The 22,130-nt window shown below is 71.5% G+C and carries 20 protein-coding genes; 11 read left to right on the top strand and 9 right to left on the bottom strand.

Features of this window, described 5'->3' with window-relative positions; translation table 11 throughout:
• Positions 1–2 precede the first annotated feature (2 nt).
• The 3 genes from ACLQ2N_RS20480 to panB all read right to left on the bottom strand — a co-directional run bounded on the left by ACLQ2N_RS20480 (position 3) and on the right by panB (position 2,915).
• Positions 3–860, bottom strand: a complete 858-nt coding sequence (locus ACLQ2N_RS20480; protein ID WP_425814976.1) for an ABC transporter permease — start codon at positions 858–860, stop codon at positions 3–5.
• Positions 857–1,867 carry an ATP-binding cassette domain-containing protein gene (locus ACLQ2N_RS20475; RefSeq protein WP_425814974.1) on the bottom strand — a complete coding sequence of 337 codons (1,011 nt, stop codon included), beginning with the start codon at positions 1,865–1,867 and terminating at the stop codon, positions 857–859. Before ACLQ2N_RS20475 ends, ACLQ2N_RS20480 begins: the two co-directional genes overlap by 4 nt.
• Before the next feature lie 163 nt (positions 1,868–2,030).
• Complete coding sequence (gene panB, locus ACLQ2N_RS20470; protein ID WP_425814972.1) at positions 2,031–2,915, bottom strand: 3-methyl-2-oxobutanoate hydroxymethyltransferase; 885 nt, start codon at positions 2,913–2,915, stop codon at positions 2,031–2,033.
• 214 nt (positions 2,916–3,129) lie between these two features.
• Between panB and ACLQ2N_RS20465 the strand changes: the two genes are divergently transcribed.
• The 4 genes from ACLQ2N_RS20465 to ACLQ2N_RS20450 all read left to right on the top strand — a co-directional run bounded on the left by ACLQ2N_RS20465 (position 3,130) and on the right by ACLQ2N_RS20450 (position 8,191).
• Positions 3,130–4,734, top strand: a complete 1,605-nt coding sequence (locus ACLQ2N_RS20465; protein ID WP_425814970.1) for a DHA2 family efflux MFS transporter permease subunit — start codon at positions 3,130–3,132, stop codon at positions 4,732–4,734.
• 124 nt (positions 4,735–4,858) lie between these two features.
• On the top strand, positions 4,859–5,521 hold the full coding sequence (locus ACLQ2N_RS20460) for a TetR/AcrR family transcriptional regulator (protein ID WP_425814968.1): 663 nt from the start codon (positions 4,859–4,861) through the stop codon (positions 5,519–5,521).
• 165 nt (positions 5,522–5,686) lie between these two features.
• Entirely contained in the window at positions 5,687–6,715 is a 1,029-nt protein-coding gene (locus ACLQ2N_RS20455) for an endonuclease/exonuclease/phosphatase family protein (protein WP_425814966.1), read from the top strand.
• A 249-nt stretch (positions 6,716–6,964) separates the two neighbouring features.
• Positions 6,965–8,191, top strand: a complete 1,227-nt coding sequence (locus ACLQ2N_RS20450) for an MFS transporter (protein WP_425814964.1) — start codon at positions 6,965–6,967, stop codon at positions 8,189–8,191.
• Between the two features lie 91 nt (positions 8,192–8,282).
• Here ACLQ2N_RS20450 and ACLQ2N_RS20445 read toward each other — a convergent pair whose 3' ends face one another.
• Positions 8,283–10,037, bottom strand: a complete 1,755-nt coding sequence (locus ACLQ2N_RS20445; protein WP_425814962.1) for an NAD+ synthase — start codon at positions 10,035–10,037, stop codon at positions 8,283–8,285.
• 293 nt (positions 10,038–10,330) lie between these two features.
• Positions 10,331–11,014, bottom strand: coding sequence for a DUF3105 domain-containing protein (locus ACLQ2N_RS20440; protein ID WP_425814960.1), 684 nt, complete (start codon positions 11,012–11,014; stop codon positions 10,331–10,333).
• 226 nt (positions 11,015–11,240) lie between these two features.
• Between ACLQ2N_RS20440 and glnA the strand changes: the two genes are divergently transcribed.
• A complete protein-coding gene (glnA, locus tag ACLQ2N_RS20435; protein ID WP_365679520.1) occupies positions 11,241–12,602 on the top strand; it encodes a type I glutamate--ammonia ligase in 1,362 nt (453 codons plus the stop codon).
• An 80-nt stretch (positions 12,603–12,682) separates the two neighbouring features.
• Here the strand turns inward: glnA and ACLQ2N_RS20430 are convergent, their stop codons facing one another.
• The 3 genes from ACLQ2N_RS20430 to ACLQ2N_RS20420 all read right to left on the bottom strand — a co-directional run bounded on the left by ACLQ2N_RS20430 (position 12,683) and on the right by ACLQ2N_RS20420 (position 15,015).
• Positions 12,683–13,045, bottom strand: coding sequence for a hypothetical protein (locus ACLQ2N_RS20430; protein WP_425814958.1), 363 nt, complete (start codon positions 13,043–13,045; stop codon positions 12,683–12,685).
• A 26-nt stretch (positions 13,046–13,071) separates the two neighbouring features.
• Positions 13,072–13,593, bottom strand: coding sequence for a contact-dependent growth inhibition system immunity protein (locus ACLQ2N_RS20425; RefSeq protein ID WP_425814956.1), 522 nt, complete (start codon positions 13,591–13,593; stop codon positions 13,072–13,074).
• 642 nt (positions 13,594–14,235) lie between these two features.
• Positions 14,236–15,015, bottom strand: coding sequence for a GntR family transcriptional regulator (locus tag ACLQ2N_RS20420; protein ID WP_425814954.1), 780 nt, complete (start codon positions 15,013–15,015; stop codon positions 14,236–14,238).
• A gap of 18 nt (positions 15,016–15,033) precedes the next feature.
• Here ACLQ2N_RS20420 and ACLQ2N_RS20415 point away from each other — a divergent pair, with 18 nt between their 5' ends.
• The 6 genes from ACLQ2N_RS20415 (at position 15,034) to ACLQ2N_RS20390 (ending at position 20,995) form a co-directional block, all read left to right on the top strand.
• Positions 15,034–15,522 (top strand): NUDIX domain-containing protein, encoded by a 489-nt coding sequence (locus tag ACLQ2N_RS20415; RefSeq protein ID WP_425815058.1) that lies wholly within the window; start codon positions 15,034–15,036, stop codon positions 15,520–15,522.
• A gap of 2 nt (positions 15,523–15,524) precedes the next feature.
• Positions 15,525–15,899: a hypothetical protein gene (locus ACLQ2N_RS20410; RefSeq protein WP_425814952.1), complete on the top strand. Its 375-nt coding sequence runs from the start codon at positions 15,525–15,527 to the stop codon at positions 15,897–15,899.
• A gap of 94 nt (positions 15,900–15,993) precedes the next feature.
• The gene (locus ACLQ2N_RS20405) at positions 15,994–16,452 is read left to right on the top strand and encodes a tetratricopeptide repeat protein (RefSeq protein ID WP_425814950.1); all 459 of its coding nucleotides are present in this window, start codon (positions 15,994–15,996) and stop codon (positions 16,450–16,452) included.
• Positions 16,449–16,802 carry a hypothetical protein gene (locus tag ACLQ2N_RS20400; RefSeq protein WP_425814948.1) on the top strand — a complete coding sequence of 118 codons (354 nt, stop codon included), beginning with the start codon at positions 16,449–16,451 and terminating at the stop codon, positions 16,800–16,802. The genes ACLQ2N_RS20405 and ACLQ2N_RS20400 overlap by 4 nt, the downstream gene beginning before the upstream one ends.
• A 313-nt stretch (positions 16,803–17,115) precedes the next feature.
• Positions 17,116–17,919, top strand: a complete 804-nt coding sequence (locus ACLQ2N_RS20395) for a putative protein N(5)-glutamine methyltransferase (RefSeq protein WP_425814946.1) — start codon at positions 17,116–17,118, stop codon at positions 17,917–17,919.
• Positions 17,920–18,004: 85 nt separating this feature from the next.
• Positions 18,005–20,995, top strand: a complete 2,991-nt coding sequence (locus ACLQ2N_RS20390; RefSeq protein ID WP_425814944.1) for a bifunctional [glutamine synthetase] adenylyltransferase/[glutamine synthetase]-adenylyl-L-tyrosine phosphorylase — start codon at positions 18,005–18,007, stop codon at positions 20,993–20,995.
• Between the two features lie 178 nt (positions 20,996–21,173).
• Here ACLQ2N_RS20390 and ACLQ2N_RS20385 read toward each other — a convergent pair whose 3' ends face one another.
• Complete coding sequence (locus ACLQ2N_RS20385; protein WP_425815056.1) at positions 21,174–22,079, bottom strand: phosphatase PAP2 family protein; 906 nt, start codon at positions 22,077–22,079, stop codon at positions 21,174–21,176.
• Positions 22,080–22,130: the final 51 nt, after the last annotated feature.

Here is a 22,130-nt window from a genome sequence, read left to right as displayed (position 1 = left end):
CGTCAGGACTTCTTGCGGAACTTGGAGACCGCGAGCGGAGCCATGACCGCCGTGATGACCACGGCCCAGCCGAGCGTCAGCCAGACCGAGTGGCCGAGCGAGGTGCCCATCATGAGACCGCGTGCCGCGTCCGCCAGGTTCGACAGCGGGTTGTAGTCGGTGAAGGTCTGGAGCCAGCCGGGCATCGTCGTCGGCAGGGCGAAGATCGAGGAGCCGAACTGGAGCGGCATCATCACCAGCATCCCCATGCCCTGGACCGCCTGGGGCGTCTTCAGGGCCAGGCCGAGCAGGATGAAGATCCACATGATCGCGGCGCCGAACGCGGCCGACAGGCCGATCGCCCCGATCAGGCCGAGCACGGAGCCGTGCAGCTCCATGCCGAGGGCGAAGCCCATGCCCAGCAGGATGAGCGTGGCGACCATCATCCGGCCGAGCTCGACCACGATCTTGGCGACGAGCACCGAGGAGCGGGCGATCGGCATCGTACGGAAGCGGTCCATGACCCCCTTGCGGAAGTCGTCGTTGACACCGCTGCCGACGGCCATGGCGATGTTCATGCCCATCATCGCCATCAGGCCGGGGATCAGGTAGTTCAGGTACTCCTGCCGGCCGCCGCCCATGCTGCCGCCGACCGAGCCGCCGAAGACGTACACGAACAGCAGCACGAAGATGACGGGCATCAGCAGCGCGTCGAACATCGACTCCGGATCCTTCTTGATCTGGAGCAGGTTGCGCCGGGCCAGGGCCCCGATGTGGCGCAGGTTGTTCCGCAGCCCGATGGAGCCCTCGTCGTGGAGCTTCGTGGCCGGCGCGGAGACGGGCGTGCCGGTGGGAGCGGGCTTCAGAGTCGTCGTGCTCATGCCGCGACCTCCTCGGGGATCGTGTCGGTGACGGTGGCCTTGTCGCCGGTGATGGCGAGGAACACCTCGTCCAGGCTGGGCAGTGCGGTGGCGACGTGGGCCAGCGAGAAGCCCCGGGCGCCGAGCAGCCCGATGACGGCGGTCAGCTGCTCGTCGCTGAGGATCGGCACGTAGAGCAGGCCCTCGTCCGGGACCGCCTGCGCGCCGGCGACACCGTCGAGACCGGTCTCCCGCAGCGCCTGCGCCATCGGGGCCAGCTCGGCCGGGTCCGAGGGGCGGATCTGCAGGGTCCGGCCGCCGACCTTGGCCTTGAGCTCGTCCACACCGCCGCGGGCGATGATCCGGCCCTTGTCGATGACGGTCAGCTCGTTGGCCAGCTGTTCGGCCTCTTCCATGTACTGGGTGGTGAGGAGCACGGTCGCCCCCTCCGCGACCATGCGCTGCACCTCGTCCCAGACCTCGTTGCGGGTCCGGGGGTCGAGCCCCGTCGTCGGCTCGTCCAGGTAGAGGACGGCCGGGCTGCCGATCATGGAGGCGGCCAGGTCGAGCCGGCGGCGCATCCCGCCGGAGTACTCCATCGCGGCCTTCTTCGCCGCGTCCGTGAGGGAGAAGCGCTCCAGCAGCTCGTCGGCCCGGGCCCGCGCCTTCTTGCGGGGCAGGTCGAGCAGCCGCCCGATCATGTAGAGGTTCTCCCAGCCGGAGAGCTTCTCGTCGACCGAGGCGTACTGACCGGTGAGGCCGATGGTGCGGCGCAGCGCGCGGGGCTGCTTCACCACGTCGAAGCCGGCGACGACCGCGGTCCCGGCGTCGGGCGTGATCAGTGTGGAGAGGCAGCGTACGAGGGTGGTCTTGCCGGCGCCGTTGGGGCCGAGCACGCCGAGGACGGTGCCCTCGCGCACATCGAGGTCCACGCCGTCCAGGGCCTTGGTCTCGCCGTAGTGCTTGACCAGTCCCCGCACCTCTACGGCGTTCCCACCGTGCTGGGGGTTCTTGTCGATTCGCGTCATGCCGACTATCAGACCAGCCGCCACCGACAGGCCGCCGACAGCCGGCCGACAGCCCGCTCGTCCCCACCGACAACGGCCGACAGCCCGCCGATGGGGGAAGTCGGCGGGCTGTCGTCGTTACCGGTGGTGGTCGTCGGGGGTGCGCCCGGCACCCCGTGCTGCCTCAGTGGAAGGTGTGCTCCGGGGCCGGGAACGTGCCGCCGACGACCTCCTGGGCGTATGCCTTCGCGGCGTCGCCGAGGATCTGCCGCAGGTCGGCGTACTGCTTGGTGAAGCGCGGCACCTTGCCGCCGGTCAGCCCGACCATGTCGGTGTAGACCAGCACCTGGGCGTCGGTCTCCGGCCCCGCGCCGATCCCGATGGTCGGGATGTGCAGGGTGCGGGTGACCTCGGCGGCCAGCTCGGCCGGTACGAGTTCCAGGACGACGGCGAACGCGCCGGCGTCCTGCACGGCCTTGGCGTCGCGCAGCATCTGCTGGGCGGCCTCCTCGCCCCGGCCCTGGACCCGGTAGCCCATCGCGTTGACGGACTGCGGGGTCAGGCCGATGTGGGCCATGACCGGGATTCCGGCGTCGACCAGCAGCTTGATCTGCTCGTGGCTGCGCTCGCCGCCCTCCAGCTTGACCGCGCCGACACCGGACTCCTTGATGAGCCGGGTGGCGTTGCGCAGGGCCTGGACCGGGCTCTCCTGGTACGCCCCGAAGGGGAGGTCCGCGACGATCAGGGCGCGCTTGGTGCCCCGGACGACGGCGGCGGACAGGATGGCGATCTCGTCCATGGTGACGGGCACGGTGGTCTCGTAGCCGAGGTGACAGTTGCCCATGGAGTCGCCGACGAGCATGACCGGGATGCCGGCCTCGTCGAAGACGGACGCGGTCATCGCGTCGTAGGCGGTGAGCATCGGCCACTTCTCGCCCCGCGCGGTGGCGGCGGCGATGTCGTGGACGCTGACCCGGCGGTTGCTCTTGCCCCCGTACAGCGCCTTGCTGCTGTCGGAGGGGGCACCCGCAGGGGTGGCGGACTGGTTCTGCGCAGCCTGAAGCGACATGGCAGGTGGCTCCTTCGTCATCTCGAGGCGCCCTGACGGCGTCCCCGGACCGCTTCCATGGTGGCATCCCGGAGCCGGTCGCGGGAAGTGGGCCGCGCGGCGGGGCCTCGGGTCCGTCTTCAGACCCCCCTCTGCCGTGCGACGCCGCAGACCCTCGGTAAAGAATTTACAATACGAGACGGTCTCGTATCGAAATGCGCCTAGGCTGCTCCTCATGTCCACACCCTCCGGCGCTCCCGCCGTGCCCCGCATACCGGAGGCGGTCCACCGCCGCCGCTGGGCGATTCTCGTGGTCCTGATGTTCAGCCTGCTCATCGTGGTGCTGGACAACTCGATCCTGAACGTCGCCGTCAAGACGATCGCCTCCCCCTCGCCCACCGGCATCGGCGCCACCCAGAGCGAGCTGGAGTGGGCGATCAACTCCTACACGCTCGTCTTCGCCGGCCTGCTCTTCACCGCCGGCCTGCTGGGCGACCGCCTCGGCCGCAAGAAGATCCTGCTCTTCGGCATCACCCTCTTCGGCATCGGCTCCGCCCTCGCCGCGATGTCCGACTCGCCCGGCCAGCTCATCACCTGGCGCGCCCTGATGGGCTTCGGCGCCGCCTTCGTCATGCCGGCCACACTCGCCGTCCTGATGAACGTCTTCGAGCGCGACGAGCAGCCCAAGGCGATCGGCATCTGGGCCGGCAGCGTCGGCCTCGGCATCGCGATCGGCCCGATCACCGGCGGCCTGCTCCTCGAGCACTTCTGGTGGGGCTCGATCTTCCTGGTCAACGTCCCCGTGGTGATCATCGCCCTGGTCGCCATGGTCCTGCTGGTGCCGGACTCCAAGGACCCGCGGCCCGGCCGGCTCGACCCGCTCGGCGTGGTGCTCTCCATCATCGGCCTGGTGCTGCTGGTCTACGGCATCATCCGGGGCGGCGAGCTCGCCGACTTCACCGACGTCACCGTCCTGCTCCCGGTCGTCGGCGGCCTCGCCGTCCTGGCGGTCTTCGTCCTCCACGAGAAGCGCAGCGCCAGCCCGGCCATCGACGTCTCGTACTTCAAGAAGCCCGCGTTCTCCGCCGCCGTCGCCGCGATCGCGCTGATCTTCTTCGCACTGATGGGCGTCACCTTCTTCTCCGCCTTCTACATGCAGAGCGTCCGCGGCTGGAGCGCCCTCCGGTCCGGGCTGCTGATCCTGCCGCTGGCGGTGGCCCAGATGCTCTTCGCGCCCCGCGCCCGGATCGTCGTCGCCCGCTTCGGCGCCCGCGCCGTCTGTACGGCGGGCATGCTGGCCGTCTCCCTCGGCCTGGCCGCCTTCGCCCTCTTCGACGCCGACACGCCCGTCTGGGTGATGTGCGTCGTCTTCTTCGTCCAGGGCACCGGCATGGCCCACGTCATGCCGCCGGTCACCGTCGCCGTCATGCAGGCCCTGCCCCGCGAGAAGGCCGGCTCCGGCTCGGCCGTCAACAACACGTTCCGCCAGGTCGGCGGGGCGCTCGGGATCGCCGTGCTCGGTTCGGTGCTGTCCACCGTCTACCGGGGCGACATCGAGGACCACCTCGGCGCGCTGCCCGCCGGGGCCCGGGACGCGGCGGGGGAGTCCATCGAGGCCACCCTCGCCGTCGCGGAGAAGCTGGGCCCCAAGGGCGCCCCGCTGGTCACCGCCGCGCACGACGCCTTCATGGGCGCCATGCACGTCACGGCCCTCGGCTCGGCCGCCGTCGCCCTCATCGGCACGCTCGTCGTCGCCCTGTGGCTGCCGGGCCGCGAGCCCGCCGCGCCCCGGTCCGTGCGCGAGGAGGAGCGCCCCGCTCCGGTGGGCGCCGAACGATGACGGTCCCGGCCGCGTCCGGCTGAACCTTCCGGGTGAACCGGGCCGTGTCGCGCGGCCCGGTTCACCCGAGGGCCGGTCCGCTTCCGCGTCGGCGACAATCGGGGGCGGCGAAAGGTGGTTTCACGTGCAGGATCAGGCACCGGACGAGCGGTCCGGCGAGGTTCCCGGCCCCCCGGAACCCGGCGACGGCCCCGAGCCGCGCCGGGGTCGGCCGCGCAGCGCCGCCGCCGAGGCGGCCATCCTGGACGCGGTCGTGGAACTGCTGGAGGCCGGTGAACCCCTCGCCGCGCTCTCCATCGAGCGCATCGCCCGCACCGCCGGGGTCGGCAAGGCCACCATCTACCGGCGCTGGGCGGGCAAGGAGGAGCTCTTCGTCGACGTGCTCCGCGCCATCGAGCCCCCGGAACCCGAGGTCTCCGGCACCGGAGGCCTGGGCGACCTGCGCGTCCTGCTGGAATCCATGCGCAAACGCGGCCTCGCGCAGCGCTCCTCCGTACTGCTGCACAACGTGTTCGCGCAGATGAAGAGCCATCCCAAGCTGTGGCACGAGTACCAGTGCACCGTGATCGCCCCCCGCCGCCTCGCCATGGTCGCCGCCGTCCGGCGCGCCATCGAGGCGGGCGAACTGCGGGACGACACGGACGTGGAGCTGATGGACGACCTGTTCCTCGGTCCCATGCTCGTACGCACCATCCACCGGCCCGACGCGCCGCTGCCCGAAGACCTCGCCGACCGCATCATCGCCCTGGCGATGGAGGGTCTGGCGCCCCGGCGCGGGCGGATGTGATCGTTGCGTCACAGACGCCGTGACGCACCGCTCGTCCGGAACTGCCGGAGCCGCCTCCCGCGTCCTCGTGGCAGTACGGCCGCCACAGGCGGCATGAAAGGCATCGCGCATCCCCTAGGGTCGAGGGCGCGGCGATGTGTACGGCAAGGCAGTGAGGACAGCGCGATGGTGCAGGCGTACAGGGCGGACACCGGGAACGGCGTGGGACCGCAGCGCACCGGCTCCCGCTTCCGGGACCTGCGCGGCAGACTCGCCCGGACCTTCCGGGACCCCGGCGTCTGGCGGCGCGGGATCGTCCTGGCCTGCTGGTCGCTCCTGCTGACCCTCGTGATGGCCTTCCACGCCCAGATCCCGAACACCATCGGCAACCTGGGCAGCCTCACCGAGACGTTTCTGCCGTGGTTCGCCGTGCTGATCCCGGTGCTGCTGATCCTGGGCCTGGTGCGCCGCTCGGCGACCGCCCTGGTGGCGCTCGTGCTGCCGGTGGTGGTCTGGCTCAACATGTTCGGCGGCCTGTTCTCCGACAAGTCGGGCACCGGCGGCGACCTCACGGTCGCCACGCACAACGTCAACGCCGACAACCCCGACCCGGCCGCCACCGCCGACCAGGTCGCGGGCTCCGGCGCCGACGTCGTCGCCCTCCAGGAGCTGCCCGCCGGCAAGGTGGCGGCGTACGAGAAGGCGCTCGCCGGGCGCTTCCGGTACCACTCGGTGCAGGGCACCGTCGGGCTCTGGAGCAAGTACCCGCTGAGCGACACCCGGCCGGTGGACCTCAAGATGGGCTGGGTCCGCGCGATGCGGACCACCGTCGCGACCCCCGAGGGCCCCCTCGCGGTCTACGTGGCGCACCTGCCGTCCGTACGGGTCAAGCTCCACGCCGGCTTCACCGCCAACCAGCGCGACCAGAGCGCCGACGCCCTGGGCAAGGCCATCTCGCACGAACCGCTCGCCCGCGTGGCCCTGCTCGGCGACCTCAACGGCACGATGAACGACCGCGCGCTCAAGGCGGTCACCTCGCAGATGCGCTCCACCCAGGGCGCGGCGGGCGACGGGTTCGGGTTCAGCTGGCCCGCGAAGTTCCCGATGGCCCGGATCGACCAGATCATGGTCAAGGGCGTCGAGCCGATGTCCTCCTGGACGCTCCCGGCCACCGGCAGCGACCATCTCCCGATCGCCGCCCGCGTCGAACTCTGACGCAACGGACCGTTCGTCCGGCGCAACGGGCCGTTTACCGGATGGCACCAATCCTCTGAGAGATTTTGTTCCGTACGGGAACAAGGTCACCGGCGACGAGGCCGGCCCGCCGCCGTGCGCCCCGCCGACCGGCGGACCGCGCGGGCGTGCGTACGACCACGTCCCCTCCCGCCCCTTCCGCACGTCCGCAGGCCCCGACCGGGTCTCGCCGGGCTGCGGCGGGGGCCTGAAGCGGAAAGGTCTCTCCTCATGCCCCTGGCCCTGCTCGCGCTGGCCGTGAGCGCCTTCGGCATCGGCACCACCGAGTTCGTGATGATGGGCCTGCTGCCCGACGTCGCGGACGACCTCGGCACCTCCGTCCCCACCGCCGGCTACCTCGTGTCCGCGTACGCGATCGGCGTGGTGATCGGCGCCCCGCTGCTCACCGCCCTCGGCTCCCGTGTCCCGCGCAAGCGGATGCTCCTGCTCCTGATGGCCCTCTTCACCGTCGGCAACCTCGCCTCCGCGCTCGCCCCCGGCTTCGGCTGGCTGGTCGCGGGCCGGCTGCTGGCCGGTCTGCCGCACGGCGCGTTCTTCGGCGTCGGGGCCGTCGTCGCCTCCCGGCTGGTGCACGAGGGGCGCCGGGCGCGAGCGGTCGCCACGATGTTCCTCGGCCTGACCGTCGCCAACATCGTCGGCGTACCCGCCGCCACCCTGCTCGGCCAGCACCTCGGCTGGCGGGCCACCTTCCTGGTCGTCGCGGCCATCGGCGTCTGCGCGATGGCCGCCCTCGCCCGGCTCGTCCCGCAGATCCCCGTCGAGGCCCGGCAGGACGTACGCCACGAGCTGCGGGCGCTCGGCAACCGGCAGGTCCTGCTCGGACTCCTCACCGCGGTCTTCGGCTTCGCCGGCGTGTTCGCGGTCTACTCGTACCTCTCGGCGATGACCACCAAGGCCATGGGCTTCGGCGAGTCCGCGGTGACGCCGGTGCTCGCGCTCTTCGGCATCGGCATGACCCTGGGCGCACTGGCCGCCGGCCCGCTCACGGACCGGGCGCTGCGCCCGACGCTGTACGGGTCACTGGGCGCCCTCGCTGTCGTCCTGGCGGTCTTCCCGCTGGCCGCCCAGGTGAAGTGGGCGGCGCTGCTGATGGTGGTGCTGCTGGGCGCGGTGGGCTTCATGACGACCACGCCGCTCCAGATGCTGGTGATGAACAAGGCGAAGGACGCCCCCACCCTGGCATCGGCCTCCAACCACTCCGCGTTCAACCTGGCCAACGCGGGCGGTGCGTGGCTGGGCGGCGCGGCGATCGCGACGGGCTGGGGCTGGACGTCCCCGGCCCTGGTGGGCGCGGTACTGGCCCTTGTGGGCCTGGCCGTCGCCGTGACAGCGGGCGCGCTGGACCGGGACGGCGGCACGTCCAAGGTGGTGGCGCGCCAGAATGCGGCCCGTCCGGCGCTTGAGGGCAAGACCTCGGCGGGAACGAGCCGCACCTGACCGGCGGCGACCAGCCGAAAACAAGCCCGTCCGGGGCTGAGGACTAACCCTCGGCCCCGGACGGGCTCACGTATCGGGGAATCCGCGGGCTTCAGACCGCCTCGCGCCAGCGATTCGTGATCGGCAGCCGCCGGTCCTTCCCGAACCCCTTCGGCGAGATCTTCGTCCCCGGCGGGTACTGCCGCCGCTTGTACTCCGCCGTATCCACCATCCGCAGCGTCTTCGCCACCAGCGCCCGGTCGAACCCGGCCGCGACGATCGCTTCGATGCCCTGGTCCCGGTCCACGTACAGCTCGAGGATGCGGTCCAGCACGTCGTAGTCCGGCAGCGAGTCCGTGTCCACCTGGCCCGGCCGCAGCTCGGCGCTCGGCGGCTTGGTGATGGACGCCTCCGGGATCGGCGGGGTCTGCCCGCGCTCCTCGGCGGCCCGGTTGCGCCACTTGGCCAGCCGGAACACGGACGTCTTGTACACGTCCTTGATCGGCCCGTACGCGCCGACGGAGTCCCCGTACAGCGTCGAGTAGCCGACCGCCAGCTCCGACTTGTTGCCCGGGGCCAGGACGATCTGGCCCTCCTGGTTGGAGATGGCCATCAGCATCGTGCCGCGCAGCCGCGACTGGAGGTTCTCCTCGGCGAGCCCGGTGAGCCCCAGCGACCCCATGTACGCGTCGAACATCGGCTCGATCGGGACGGTCCGGAAGTTGAGCCCGGTGCGCCGGGCCAGCTCGGCCGCGTCGTCCTTGGAGTGGTCCGAGGAGTACTTGGACGGCATCGAGACCCCGTACACCTGCTGCGCGCCCAGCGCGTCGCAGGCGATGGCGGCGACCAGGGCCGAGTCGATGCCGCCGGAGAGCCCGATGAGCACGCTGGTGAAGCCGTTCTTCGCGGCGTAGGCGCGCAGGCCGACCACGAGGGCGGTGTACAGCTCCTCGTCGTCGTCCAGCCGGTCCGCGTAACCGCCGGCGAGCTCCGCCTCGTACGGCGGCAGCGGCTCCTCGGAGAGGACCACGTGGTCGATCCGCAGTCCGTCGTCGACCACGCCGGACGGCGCCTCGGCCGGGGCGGCGGGCAGGTCCAGGTCCAGGATCACGCTGCCCTCGGCGAACTGCGGGGCGCGGGCGATGACCTCGCCCTCCCGGTCGACCACGATCGAGTCGCCGTCGAAGACCAGCTCGTCCTGGCCGCCGATCATCGCGAGGTAGGCGGTCGTGCAGCCGGCCTCGCGGGCGCGCTTGCGGACCAGTTCCAGCCGGGTGTCGTCCTTGTCGCGCTCGTACGGCGAGGCGTTGACCGACAGCAGCAGCCCGGCCCCGGCGGCGCGCGCGGCCGGGACACGGCCGCCGTCCTGCCACAGGTCCTCGCAGATCGCGAGGGCGACATCGATGCCGTGCACGCGTACGACCGGCATCGAGTCGCCCGGCACGAAGTAGCGGAACTCGTCGAAGACGCCGTAGTTCGGCAGGTGGTGCTTGGCGAAGTTCAGCGCGATCCCGCCGCGGTGCAGCACCGCGGCGGCGTTGCGCGGAGACCCGGCCGGCTGGCCGTAGCGCTCCGCCGCGAACTCCGATCGGTCGAGGTAGCCGACGAGGACGGGGATCTCCCCGAAGCCCTCCGCGTCGAGGCGGGCGGCGAGCGCGCGCAGCGCCGCGCGTGACGCCTCGACGAAGGACGACCGCAGGGCCAGGTCCTCGACGGGGTAGCCGGTCAGCACCATCTCGGGGAACGCCACGAAGTGGGCGCCCTGTTCGGCGGAGTGCCGGGTCCAGTGGACGATCGCCTCGGCGTTCCCTGCGAGGTCGCCGACGGTCGAGTCGATCTGATTCAGTGCGAGGCGTAGTTGAGGCACGCACACCACTCTAATCGTCTGACTGACGCGATGTCCCGGCGGGCCGTGCGAAAGGGCGATTCACGCGGCCGGTCAGCCGGAGGCGGTCCGCGAGTGGACCCGTTCCGCCCGGTCGGCGATCTGGTCGTCGGACGGGTGCCGTGCGAGGTCGGCCTCGCGGATCATGCCGACCGCTTCTGTCCCCGAGCGAACCCCTCGTCATGGGCCCGTTCGGGGATGCGACCGCTGTAGCCCCTGCGGGTGCATTCGCCGTACGAGGGAATGTTCCGGGCGTGCCGATGCGGTGGCCCGGGTCAGGAGCCGTCGAGGCCGCCGGTGCAGGCCGCGCCCGGCTCGGGCGTCTGCGGCCCCTGTACGTAATGCGCGAAGAACTGCGCCACGCGCGGGTCGTCCGCCCCGTCCACGGTGACCTGCTTGCCCCAGGCGCTCAGCATGATCGCGCCGGCCTGGTCCTTGTAGGGGCTCATGAGCGAGTACGGCGTCTTCGCGACCCGGTCGGCGAGCTTCTGGACGTCGGCGGCGGGGGCGTCGTCGGTGTACGTCACCCAGACCGAACCGTGCTCCAGGGCGTGCACGGCGTTCACGTCGGGGATGGCCTTCTTGTAGACCTCGCCGTCGCAGTTCATCCAGACCGGGTTGTGGTCCCCGCCGACCGGCGGCTTCATGGGGTAGTGGACGTCCTCCGTCACATGGTTGCGGGTGAGCTTCTTCGCGTCCCAGGACTTCTCGCCCTCGATCGGCCCGGTGGCCAGGTTCTCGTCCTTCTCACCGGCGGAGGGCGTGGAGCCCTTCCCGTCGCCGGTCATCGAACTCTTTGAGCCGCCGGAGTCCTTGTCGAGGATCGTGTACGAACCGAAGGCGACGAGCCCGGCCACGACGACGGCGCTGAGGCTCACGGTCAGGATCCGGTTGCGGCGGTCCCGCGCGCGGTCGGCGTTGCGCATCTGCTCTATTCGGGCCCTGCGGTCGTAGCTCATGTCGTATGTGGTCCTTCTGCGAAGGGGGACGGGGAGCGGCGGCTCGGGGTGGGCGACGGGACGGTTCCCGCCCGCGCACACCACGGCCGCCGATCGTAGTGGGCGGCCGAGTGCTTCATGTCACGTCGGGTGCGTAATCTGGGGGAAATCCGGGGTTGCGACACTGGAGTCTCTCCCCAGCCCCGGGAGGTGGAGCACGGACCGTCTGAACTGCAAGGATGTGGCTATGGACAAGCAGCAGGAATTCGTCCTCAGGACCCTTGAGGAGCGCGACATCCGGTTCGTACGGCTGTGGTTCACCGATGTCCTCGGGTACCTGAAATCCGTTGCGGTCGCCCCGGCCGAGCTGGAACAGGCGTTTGACGAGGGCATCGGCTTCGACGGCTCCGCGATCGAGGGCTTCGCGCGCGTCTACGAATCGGACATGATCGCCAAGCCGGACCCGGGGACCTTTCAGATCCTGCCGTGGCGCGCGGAGGCACCGGGCACGGCCCGGATGTTCTGCGACATCCTCATGCCGGACGGCTCGCCGTCCTTCGCGGACCCGCGTTTCGTGCTCAAGCGCATCCTGGCCAAGACCTCGGACCTGGGCTTCACCTTCTACACCCACCCGGAGATCGAGTTCTTCCTGCTGAAGGACAAGCCCGTCGACGGCACCCGGCCCACCCCGGCCGACAGCTCCGGCTATTTCGACCACACCCCGCAGAACGTCGGCATGGACTTCCGCCGTCAGGCGATCACGATGCTCGAATCCATGGGCATCTCGGTCGAGTTCAGCCACCATGAGGGAGCGCCGGGCCAGCAGGAGATCGACCTGCGGTACGCGGACGCGCTGTCGACGGCCGACAACATCATGACGTTCCGCCTGGTCATGAAGCAGGTCGCGCTGGAGCAGGGCGTGCAGGCGACGTTCATGCCGAAGCCGTTCTCGGAGTACCCCGGCTCGGGCATGCACACCCACCTCTCCCTCTTCGAGGGCGACCGCAACGCGTTCTACGAGTCCGGCGCGGAGTACCAGCTCTCCAAGGTCGGCCGCTCCTTCATCGCGGGCCTCCTGCGCCACGCGGCGGAGATCTCCGCCGTCACCAACCAGTGGGTCAACTCCTACAAGCGCATCTGGGGCGGCTCCTCCCGCGCCGCGGGCGCCGGCGGCGAGGCCCCTTCGTACATCTGCTGGGGCCACAACAACCGCTCCGCGCTGATCCGCGTCCCCATGTACAAGCCCGGCAAGACCGGCTCCGCCCGTGTCGAGGTCCGCTCCATCGACTCCGGCGCCAACCCGTACCTGACGTACGCGGTTCTCCTCGCCGCGGGCCTCAAGGGCATCGAGGAGGGCTACGAACTCCCGGCCGGCGCCGACGACGACGTCTGGGCCCTCTCCGACTCGGAACGCCGCGCGATGGGCATCGAGCCGCTCCCGCAGAACCTGGGCGAGGCGATCTCCCTGATGGAGAAGAGCGAACTGGTCGCGGAGACCCTGGGCGAGCACGTCTTCGACTTCTTCCTGCGCAACAAGAAGCGCGAGTGGGAGGAGTACCGCAGCGAGGTCACGGCCTTCGAACTGAAGGCGCTGCTGCCGGTGTTGTAGGTCTCCGTACGCTGTTCCGGGCCGGCGGCGGCACACCGCGGGCCCGGAATCGCGGACGGCCCGGTGTGGCTGCGCCGCGGCTATCCGCGCAGTTGCCCCGTGACCTGCGTGATCTCCTCCGCGCCCAGCGGGTACGGGCTGCCGTAGAGCAGCGGACCGGTGACGACGGCGGGGCCGGTGACCGGCGCCGCGCCGTGGTCGGCGGCGAGCCGGCTTGCCACGGGGTTGGGCGGGCCGGAGCGCGCCACGCCGGGACCGGCCTCGGCGTACCAGAGGGTCAGCTCCTCGCCGAGTTTGGTGGAGCGTATGTGCTCCGAACCGAGAAGACGAGCGATCTCCTGGACGAGATCCATTCCGTACGACGCGGTCTTCACCTGCTGGATGCCCCTGTCGGACACGAGCAGCAGGCCGGACGTCGCCTTGTTCCGCTTGAAGAGTCCCATCCGGTTACTCTAGGGACGCGGCCACATCAACTGCCACCCTTTCCCCACCCCGGCACACTGCGGCCAACTCCTCTGCCGGTCTTGAGTTTTACCGCAGACGGGCCGGGGTCGCCCCCACCGTCACCTACCGGCGCTTCCGCCCCGGCGACGAAGCGGGCGACCTCCTCGGCGCCACCCCGCGGGAGTTCGGCTAGGGTCTCCGCGTGCAGGTTCGAGAGGACCGTGCGCAGTTGTGCCGCCAGGTCCGGCAGCAGGGTCCACACCGTCGCGGGCACGTTCACGGTGGCGAGCAGCAGGTCGCCCTCGTAGAAGCAGGCGTCGAGCAGCGGGTCCTGCAGCAACAGGCGCACGGCGAGCGGGACGACGTACGGCAGTGCCACCTGCTGGGAGACGAGCGTGCGCAGGTCCGCCGGGCGCAGTTCGCGCAGCGGTACGCGCCGCAGCGCGTGCACCGTCCGCACCAGGTGGGTCGTGTCGGAGGGCGGATCCGGCCAGCGCGGCGGATCCAGCTCATCGAGCGTGCGGTCGAGGTGCAGGAGAAGGCCCATGGCGTTCATTGTCGGCCTCGCTCCACGTGTGCCGCCCGGTGTGCCCGGCGAACAGGCAGCAGGCGTCGCCGTCGTGCCCGGGGGCGGTGGACGGGCAGTCGGGGAGGACGCTGAGCCCGGCTCCGGCGTCGTGCCATCGGAGCCACACGGCCGTGGCGGGACCGGCCTCGTCAAGGAGCGCGTAGTGCGGGCCGCCGGTGTGGCGGGGGAGTTGGCACTGTACGGCCGCGTCGACGCAACCCGATGCCGTCATCCGGCGCGCCTCGTCGGCAAGGGGCAGCGGTAGCCTGCGCCAGAGCGTGCACCGCATCACCGCACCGCCCGGCTGGATGCGAGCGGGTACCGATCCGCGCATCGCGCGCAGCCGCACGGCGGGTACCCGCCAAGGTCGGGTAGTGCCCGGGTGTCCGGCGCCTGCACCACCGTGATGGGGCCCCACGTCCGGCCCGAGTCGCGCGACACCCGCAGCGTCATACGCGTAGCAGCAACCTTGAACGACGACATGGGCACCTCATGTGTAAGAGCAAATGTCATGCACTCATGTACATGAGTGACGTGGATGACAATGCCTGACTTCTGTACATGAGTCAAGCGGCTGTCTTCGCCTCAACGCTCACGGAAGCGCTTGTGGCTGACGGGGCCTCAGTCCTCGGCCGGGAAGCGGTACTCCAGGACGAACTGGTCGGCGGCCATGAGCGTGTCGCACACTTCCACGATCCGGCCGGACGTCGTTGCGGCCTCGCGCACGAGGTGGACGACCGGGGATCCCGGGCTGAGTGACAGCGCGGATGCCTCGCTCTTGGTGGCGAGGCGGGCGCGGACGGTTTCGCTGAACTGCGCGAGGGTGTGGCCGTTCTCTTCGAGGCGTGCGTAGATCCCGCCGCCACCGGGGTTCTCGGCGAACAGCTCCGGGATGTCCTTCGCGATGTCCCAGGGCAGGTAGGAGGTGGCCTCCTCGGTCGCGATGCCCTCGCGGAAGTATCGGCGCTTGCGTGCGAGTACTTGGGAACCGGCGGGCACGCCCAGCCGTTTCGCGATCTCCTCGGGGGCCTCGGCCGGGCCGATGAAGAGCACGGCCACGGAGGGCTTGCCGCCGGACTGCTCCGCTTCGGCGAGGTAAGCGGCCTTGCCCGCCCTCCGGTGTATGCGGCGGAACCGGTCGGAGGACTTGCGCTGCACGGGCGGCCGGGAACGGACGAACGAGCCGCGCCCGTGGTGGGTCTCGATCAACTGCGTAGCTCGCAGTTCCGCGACCGCCTTGCGTACGGTTCCCGAGGCGACCCCGTAACGCTCCATGAGGGTTGTTTCGCTCGGCACAGGGTCCCCGGCTGCCAGCATGCCGGACCGGATCTGTGCCGTGAGGTCGTCGGCGATCTGAAGATACTTCGCCTTGGCCGAAGAGGTTACGTCGCTGCCCGTCATGGTCCTTCTGAGTCTCCTATCCTCATGTACATGAGTAACATCCGCCGAGAGAGCCCGTCAACGCCGCTTCACTCCGTGTCCGTGGCCGGAGTCGTCGTCCGGGAGGACGGCCGCGTACTCGCGATCAGACGAGCCGACAACGGGACGTGGGAACCGCCCGGTGGTGTGCTCGAACTGGCCGAGGCGCCGGAAGACGGCGTCAGGCGTGAGGTCTACGAGGAGACCGGCCTGAAGGTGCGGGTCGACCGGCTGACCGGGGTTTACAAGAACACGTCGCGAGGCATCGTCGCTCTGGTCTTCCGCTGCCGGACCGAGGGAGGCTGCGAGCAACTGTCCGACGAATCAACCGCGGTCGAGTGGCTGACCCCGGACGAGGTCGCGGCCCGAATGGCCGAGGTCTACGCGGTCCGGGTCGCCGACGCCTTGCTCGACGGTGCGCCGCAGGTGCGCACGCACGATGGCAGGGCGTTCGCTCAGTGCGCTGAAAACAGCGCGAAGGAGGGGTAGTTGTGTCGCAGGCCGAAGGTGCGCGGCTGTTTCGGGAGAGTTGGATCGCCGGTGTGCGGCGGTACTTTCCCGGGGAGCCGAAGGCCGGGTACGTCACGCCGTGGGAGGAGACCCCGCAGTGGGAGCGGGACGCGGCAGGGGCCGTGTACGCGCAGGTGCGGCAGTTCGTCGAGGTGAGCGGCGGGCACGTGGCGCGGCTCTCGCGGGAGCAGAAGGGGCGGTTCGTCGCGCTGTGCTGGACGGCGCAGATGTACCGGCACTTCGAGGAGCCGAAGCCCGGTTACGTCGCCGACTGGGACGCGTTGCCGGAGTGGCAGAGGGAGACCGACGCCGACATCTTCGAGGCCATCGAGGCCGTGCCGTCGCCCGTGGTGTAGCGGCGGCCGAGCAGAGTGGACCGGGGCTGCGGGAACCCGGACACCCGTGTGGGCCGTCGATACCGTAAACGTCGGTGTGACCGGGAGGACGCGTATGTCACGGGGATGGAAGGCCGCCGCGGCCCTGCTGGCCGTCGGGTGCGCTGCCGAGGTGGTGCGCAGGCGGTGGCGGGGGGGCTGGGTGGCCCGGGCGAACCGGGAACTCGACGTCCGGGACCAGGTGGTGCGCCAGGAGGCGCCGGAGACCGCCGACCTCCGGTTCGAGGCTCATCGGCTGCGTGAACTGGGTGACGCGGCCGGTGCGCTGGAGGTTCACGCACGGTTGCTGGCTGCCCGGGCGGACGCGCTGGGCGCGGACCACCCGCAGGTGCTCGTCACGCGCTTCAACCATGCCGGCCACATATGGGATGCCGGAGACAAGGCCGGCGCCCTGGGCGCGTACGAAGAGGTCCTGGCCGACATGGTGCGCGTGCTGGGCGAGGACGACCCCGAGACGCGGTGGACCCGGAAGGTGCTGGCGATCCGGCGGGACAGGGCAGAGGGGGCCTCGTGATCAGTCGGCAGGCCACGACCACCCTGTGGCGTCCCACCGGGCCCGAGGAACTGGCGCTGGTGCGCGACCTGGACTGGCGCGCCTGGCCCCCTCGCCTCCCCGAGCAGCCGATCTTCTACCCGGTCCTCAACGAGGACTACGCGATCCGGATCGCGAGGGACTGGAACGTCAAGCACAGCGGCGTCGGCTACGTCACCCGGTTCGAGGTCGAGACCGAGTTCCTCAGCCGGTATCCCGTTCAGCAGGCGGGTGGACAGACGATCCTGGAACGATGGGTCCCGGCAGAGGACTTGGACGAGTTCAACGCGCACATCGTGGGCGGGATCCAGGTGGTTCACGAGTTCCGCTGAGGGCGCCCCCTGCCCCGCAATGGACGGGACCAGGGGGAAGGGGGGAGGACTGCCAGTGGGATACGCCGCATCCGCGCCGCGAACCGGGCGGACGCCGTCCGCAACGGCTTCGGCAACGGCGGCAACGACCACCGGCCCGGGCGGGGCCGAGACCTGAGGTAGTCTTTCGCATCCCCGCACGGGGACATGACCAAGGAGGTGGGACCCATCACCGCTGTATCGACCCGGGTGCTCCCCTCCCGCGAACGCGTGGCCGACCGGACCTGACCGGCCGCGGAGCACCCCTCGGCGTTCCTCCGAAAGGCTCCGCACCATGCCGGTCCCCCTGTCACCGTCCGACCTCTCCTCCCTCGCCGCGACCCTCCGCGCCGCCGGCTGCGTCTTCGCCGAGGACGAGGCCGGGCTCATCGCCGCCACCGCCGCCGATCGCGCCCAGGTCGCCGCCATGGCCGAACGGCGCGCCGCCGGGCACCCCCTGGAACACGTCCTCGGCTGGGCCGAGTTCGCCGGGCTGCGGATCGCCGTCGACCCCGGCGTCTTCGTCCCCCGCCGCCGCACCGAGTTCCTGATCGACCGCGCCGTCGCCCTCGCCCCGGACCCGGCCGTCGTGGTCGACCTGTGCTGCGGGTCCGGGGCGCTCGGCGCCGCGCTCGCCGCCGCCCTGGACCGGGTCGAGCTCCACGCCGCCGACGTCGAGCCCGCCGCCGTACGCTGCGCCCGGCGCAACATCGGGGACCGGGGGCAGGTGTACGAGGGCGACCTCTTCGCGCCCCTGCCCGGCACCCTGCGCGGGCGCGTCGACGTGCTCCTCGCCAACGTGCCGTACGTCCCGAGCGGCGACGTCGCCCTCCTCCCCGCCGAGGCCCGCGTCCACGAACCGCTCGTCGCGCTCGACGGCGGCGGCGACGGTCTCGACGTCCTGCGCCGGGTCGCCGCCCAGGCGCCCGGCTGGCTCGCCCCGGGCGGCAGCCTCCTCGTCGAGACGAGCGAGCGGCAGGCCGAGGCCGCGGAGAAGGTCCTGGCGGACGGCGGGCTCGCCGCGCGCGTCGTCTCCTGCGAGGAGCGGTACGCGACCGTCGTCACCGGCACGCTTCCGGTACCGCCCGGAACGTCGTGACCCGGCCGCTCCCCGCTCCCCGCGCCCGTACCGCCTAAACTCCGAAGGCTGGGAGCTGATCGGGCGGCGAGCGGGAGAGCGCGGGATGACCATGGTGCCGGGGCGCAGGAGCAGTACGTTCACCCGACTGCTGCGGCACGGTTTCACGGACCCGTCCGCCGCCGAGCGGCTGCTCGACCTGCCGGACTTCTCGTCCGTACGCTCCGACTCCGTGCTCCTCGACGCGCTCGGGGCCACCGCCGACCCTGACCTCGCGCTGCGCGGCCTCGTCCGGCTGGTCGAGGCGGAGGAGGCGGGGGAGCGGCAGATCCTGCTGGACACCCTCGTCACCGCCAAGCCGCTGCGGGACCGGCTGCTCGGGGTGCTCGGCGCGTCCGAGGCGCTCGGCGACCACCTGGCCCGGCACCCGCGCGACTGGCAGGCCCTCGTCACGTACGAGGCCGCCGACCTGCACCCCGGGATCGCCGAGTTCGAGGGGGAGCTGGCCGGGGCGGACGATCCGGACGCCCTGCGCGTCGGCTACCGGCGGTGCCTGCTGTCCATCGCCGCCCGGGACGTCTGCGGCACGACCGACGTCGCCGAGACCGCCGCCGAGCTGGCCGACCTCGCCACCGCGACCCTGCGCGCCGCTCTCCGTATCGCCTCGGCCGCCGCCCCCGAGGACGCCGCGCAGTGCAGGCTCGCGGTCGTCGCGATGGGCAAGTGCGGCGGGCACGAGCTGAACTACGTGTCCGACGTGGACGTCATCTTCGTCGCCGAGCCCGCCGACGGCGCCGAGGAGAGCAAGGCCATGCAGGCCGCGACCCGGCTCGCCTCGCACCTCATGCGGATCTGCTCCGACACCACCGTCGAGGGCACCATCTGGCCCGTCGACGCCAACCTCCGCCCCGAGGGCCGCAACGGCCCCCTCGTCCGCACGCTCTCCTCGCACCTCGCGTACTACCAGCGCTGGGCCAAGACCTGGGAGTTCCAGGCGCTGCTGAAGGCCCGCCCGGTGGCCGGCGACCGGGCGCTCGGCGAGGAGTACGTCGAGGCCGTCTCGCCGCTCGTCTGGCAGGCCGCGGACCGGGAGAACTTCGTCCCCGACGTCCAGAAGATGCGCCGCCGCGTCGTGGACACCATCCCGGCCGACCGCGTCGACCGGGAGCTGAAGCTCGGCCCCGGCGGACTGCGGGACGTAGAGTTCGCCGTACAGCTCCTCCAGCTCGTGCACGGCCGCAGCGACCCCGCCCTGCGCAGCGGATCGACCCTGGAGGCGCTGGGGGCGCTCGCCGAGGGCGGCTACGTGGGGCGCGTCGACGCCGTACAGCTGGACGACGCCTACCGCTTCCTGCGCGCCATGGAGCACCGCATCCAGCTCTACCGGCTGCGCCGCACCCACCTCGTCCCCGACGAGGAGCCCGACCTGCGGCGCCTCGGCCGCTCCCTGGGGCTGCGCACCGACCCCATCGCCGAGCTGAACCAGGCGTGGCGGCGGCACGCCTCCGTCGTGCGCCGGCTGCACGAGAAGCTGTTCTACCGGCCGCTGCTGGACGCCGTCGCCCAGCTCGCGCCCGGCGAGTCCCGGCTCAGCACCAAGGCCGCCACCGCCCGGCTCGTCGCCCTCGGCTACGAGGACCCGGCCGCCGCCCTCCGGCACCTGGAGGCGCTGTCGTCCGGGGTCTCCCGCAAGGCCGCCATTCAGCGCACCCTGCTGCCCGTGCTCCTCGGCTGGTTCGCGGACTCCGCCGATCCGGACGCCGGGCTCCTCGGCTTCCGCAAGGTGTCCGACGCGCTGGGCAAGACCCCGTGGTACCTGCGGCTCCTGCGCGACGAGGGGGCCGCCGCCGAGAACCTCGCCCGGGTCCTGTCGGCCGGCCGGCTCGCCCCGGACCTGCTGCTGCGCGCCCCCGAGGCCGTCTCCATCCTCGGCGACCCGCAGGGCCTCGCCCCGCGCAGCCGGGAGCACCTGGAGCAGGAGGTGCTGGCCGCCGTCGGCCGCGCGGACGACGCGGAGACGGCCGTCGCGGTGGTGCGCGGGGTGCGCAGGCGCGAGCTGTTCCGCACGACGGCCGCCGACCTCATCGGCTCGTACGGTACGGAGGAGAGCCCCGCCGAGCCCGACCCCGGCGCGCTCGTGGACCGGGTCGGCAGCGCCGTCACGGACCTGAACGCCGTCACCATCGCCGGTGCGCTGCGGGCCGCCGTGCGCGCGGAGTGGGGCGACACCCTGCCGACCCGGTTCGCCGTCATCGGCATGGGGCGGTTCGGCGGGCACGAGCTGGGATACGGCTCCGACGCGGACGTCCTCTTCGTGCACGAACCGCGTGAGGGCGTGGACGAGCAGGAGGCGGGCCGGGCGGCGAACCGGGTGGTCTCCGAGATGCGGCGCCTCCTCCAGCTGCCCACCGCGGACCCGCCGCTCCTCATCGACCCCGACCTGCGCCCCGAGGGCAAGAACGGGCCCCTCGTACGCACCCTGAAGTCGTACGGCGCGTACTACCGGCGCTGGTCCCTGGGCTGGGAGAGCCAGGCCCTGCTGCGGGCCGAGCCGATGGCCGGAGACCTGGACCTGGGCGCGCAGTTCGTGGAGCTGATCGACCCCCTGCGGTACCCGGCGGACGGGCTGGGGGAGGACGCCGTCCGCGAGATCCGGCGGCTCAAGGCCCGGATGGAGTCGGAGCGGCTGCCGCGCGGCGCGGACCCGACGCTCCACACGAAACTGGGGCGCGGCGGGCTGAGCGACGTCGAGTGGACGGTCCAGCTGATGCAGATGCGCCACGGCCACGAGGTGCCCGGCCTGCGGACCACCCGCACCCGCGCGGCGCTGGCCGCGGCGCGCGCGGCGGACCTGATCTCCGAGGACGACGCCCAGACCCTGGACGAGGCGTGGGTCCTGGCGACGAGGGTCCGCAACGCGGTGATGCTCGTACGGGGACGCCCGGGCGACACGTTCCCCTCGGTCCCGCGCGAGCTCAGCGCGGTGGGGCGGTACCTGGGGTACGAGGAGGGGCACGTCGGGGACATGCTGGACGACTACCGTCGGGTGACGCGGCGGGCGCGGGGTGTCGTCGAGGAGCGGTTCTACGGGGGCTGAGCCCTTGTGGGGCGCTGCCCCACACCCCGCTCCTCAATCGCCGGAGGGGCTCGATCTGCCGCTCCCCGGCCTTCGCCTGCGGGGAAAAGGTGGTTTGCTCCCGCAGGCGGCATCCGACCCGCGCCAACTTCAAGCCCCTCCGGCGATTGAGGAGCGGGGTCCGGGGCGGAGCCCCGGGTCAGTTGCGGGTGGGGGCCGGTTCCCTGCGTTGCGCGCCGAGCGCGCTGAGGCGAGGGCGGCCCGCCTTCGGCGGGATCCGCTTCGGCAGCCGGTGCGGCAGCGACCCGTACCACGCGTACGACACCGCGTAGCCGAACGCCAGGCAGGCCATGCCGCCCACCGCGTCCAGCCAGAAGTGGTTCGCCGTCGACACGATCACCATCAGGGTGATCGCGGGGTACAGCAGCCCCAGGATGCGCGCCCAGGGGGCGGAGGCCAGGGCGAAGACGGTGAGACCGCACCAGAGGGACCAGCCGATGTGCATCGACGGCATGGCCGCGTACTGGTTGGACATGGCCTTGAAGTTGCCCGACGCCATCGAACCCCAGGTCTGGTGGACCAGGACCGTGTCGATGAAGTGGCCGCCGTTCATCAGGCGGGGCGGGGCCAGCGGGTACAGGTAGTAGCCGAGGAGCGCGACGGCCGTGGTGGCGAACAGGGCCAGCCTGGCCGCCGCGTACCGGCCCGGATGCCGGCGGAACAACCATACGAGCACACTGATCGTGACGATGAAGTGCAGCGTCGCGTAGTAGTAGTTCATCGACACGATGAGCCATGTCGCCGAGTTCACCGCGTGGTTGACCGACTGCTCGACCGCGATGCCGAGGAAGCGTTCGACCGACCACAGCCAGTCCGCGTTGGCGAGGGCGGCGGCCTTCTGCTCCGGCACCGCGTTGCGCACCAGCGAGTACACCCAGTAACTCACCGCGACGAGCAGGATTTCGAACCAGAGGCGGGGCCGCCGGGGCGACCGTGGGGAGCGCAGCCGGGACGCGACGTGATCGAGTGGTCTGTCGAGCGCTCTGCCGAGTCCGTGCCCGCGACCGGACTGCTTGGTGTTCGCCTCGGGAGCCGCCTCGTTCACGATGGGTGACGGGGTGGCCTCCGTACGGCCTTCCTGTCGTTTCACGCTCAA

This window comes from Streptomyces sp. DT224 (assembly GCF_049844595.1).
Classification (GTDB): Bacteria; Actinomycetota; Actinomycetes; order Streptomycetales; family Streptomycetaceae; genus Streptomyces.
The sequence above is the reverse complement of the archived record's forward strand: the minus strand, read 5'-3'. Positions and strand labels throughout refer to the sequence as shown.

Excerpts from the sequence above, each read along its gene's own strand:
- ACLQ2N_RS20480 (WP_425814976.1), bottom strand. The coding sequence starts at position 860 with ATGAGCACGACGACTCTGAAGCCCGCTCCCACCGGCACGCCCGTCTCC.
- ACLQ2N_RS20475 (WP_425814974.1), bottom strand. The coding sequence starts at position 1,867 with ATGACGCGAATCGACAAGAACCCCCAGCACGGTGGGAACGCCGTAGAG.
- panB (WP_425814972.1), bottom strand. The coding sequence starts at position 2,915 with ATGTCGCTTCAGGCTGCGCAGAACCAGTCCGCCACCCCTGCGGGTGCC.
- ACLQ2N_RS20465 (WP_425814970.1), top strand. The coding sequence starts at position 3,130 with ATGTCCACACCCTCCGGCGCTCCCGCCGTGCCCCGCATACCGGAGGCG.
- ACLQ2N_RS20455 (WP_425814966.1), top strand. The coding sequence starts at position 5,687 with ATGGTGCAGGCGTACAGGGCGGACACCGGGAACGGCGTGGGACCGCAG.
- ACLQ2N_RS20450 (WP_425814964.1), top strand. The coding sequence starts at position 6,965 with ATGCCCCTGGCCCTGCTCGCGCTGGCCGTGAGCGCCTTCGGCATCGGC.
- ACLQ2N_RS20440 (WP_425814960.1), bottom strand. The coding sequence starts at position 11,014 with ATGAGCTACGACCGCAGGGCCCGAATAGAGCAGATGCGCAACGCCGAC.
- glnA (WP_365679520.1), top strand. The coding sequence starts at position 11,241 with ATGGACAAGCAGCAGGAATTCGTCCTCAGGACCCTTGAGGAGCGCGAC.
- ACLQ2N_RS20430 (WP_425814958.1), bottom strand. The coding sequence starts at position 13,045 with ATGGGACTCTTCAAGCGGAACAAGGCGACGTCCGGCCTGCTGCTCGTG.
- ACLQ2N_RS20425 (WP_425814956.1), bottom strand. The coding sequence starts at position 13,593 with ATGGGCCTTCTCCTGCACCTCGACCGCACGCTCGATGAGCTGGATCCG.
- ACLQ2N_RS20420 (WP_425814954.1), bottom strand. The coding sequence starts at position 15,015 with ATGACGGGCAGCGACGTAACCTCTTCGGCCAAGGCGAAGTATCTTCAG.
- ACLQ2N_RS20405 (WP_425814950.1), top strand. The coding sequence starts at position 15,994 with ATGTCACGGGGATGGAAGGCCGCCGCGGCCCTGCTGGCCGTCGGGTGC.
- ACLQ2N_RS20395 (WP_425814946.1), top strand. The coding sequence starts at position 17,116 with ATGCCGGTCCCCCTGTCACCGTCCGACCTCTCCTCCCTCGCCGCGACC.
- ACLQ2N_RS20390 (WP_425814944.1), top strand. The coding sequence starts at position 18,005 with ATGACCATGGTGCCGGGGCGCAGGAGCAGTACGTTCACCCGACTGCTG.